Genomic DNA, 873 nt, shown 5'->3' with positions numbered 1-873 from the left:
GACCGCCTGGGGAGTACGGCCGCAAGGTTAAAACTCAAATGAATTGACGGGGGCCCGCACAAGCGGTGGAGCATGTGGTTTAATTCGACGCAACGCGAAGAACCTTACCTGGCCTTGACATGCTGAGAATCCTGCAGAGATGCGGGAGTGCCTTCGGGAACTCAGACACAGGTGCTGCATGGCCGTCGTCAGCTCGTGTCGTGAGATGTTGGGTTAAGTCCCGTAACGAGCGCAACCCCTATCCCTAGTTGCTAGCAGTTCGGCTGAGAACTCTAGGGAGACTGCCGGTGACAAACCGGAGGAAGGTGGGGATGACGTCAGGTCATCATGGCCCTTACGGCCAGGGCTACACACGTGCTACAATGGTGCGTACAGAGGGCTGCAAACCCGCGAGGGGGAGCTAATCTCACAAAACGCATCGTAGTCCGGATCGGAGTCTGCAACTCGACTCCGTGAAGTCGGAATCGCTAGTAATCGCGAATCAGAATGTCGCGGTGAATACGTTCCCGGGCCTTGTACACACCGCCCGTCACACCATGGGAGTGGATTGCACCAGAAGTGGTTAGTCTAACCTTCGGGAGGACGATCACCACGGTGTGGTTCATGACTGGGGTGAAGTCGTAACAAGGTAGCCGTAGGGGAACCTGCGGCTGGATCACCTCCTTAAACGAAGCCGAACGCTTCGGTCAGAGTCCACACGAATTACTTGGTTAGCTTGAGAAGAGAGCAAAGGGTCTTACAGGCCCGTACCTTTGGGTCTGTAGCTCAGTTGGTTAGAGCGCACCCCTGATAAGGGTGAGGTCGGTGGTTCAAATCCACCCAGACCCACCAAAATTGCGTTATCCGTCGTTGTCGAAAGGCTCACGTGCTACT

General features: G+C 55.6%; 1 tRNA gene and 1 rRNA gene. Both read left to right on the top strand.

Annotation, left to right across the window (positions count from 1 at the left end):
• Positions 1–666 (top strand): 16S ribosomal RNA (locus DIT71_RS17660); the annotation flags it as partial.
• Positions 667–754: 88 nt separating this feature from the next.
• A tRNA-Ile gene (locus tag DIT71_RS17655) sits at positions 755–831 on the top strand.
• Positions 832–873: the final 42 nt, after the last annotated feature.

Source organism: Marinobacter vulgaris (assembly GCF_003344045.1).
GTDB lineage: Bacteria > Pseudomonadota > Gammaproteobacteria > Pseudomonadales > Oleiphilaceae > Marinobacter > Marinobacter vulgaris.
Note: the sequence above shows the minus strand (reverse complement) of the source record. Positions and strands in the feature narration are given on the sequence as shown.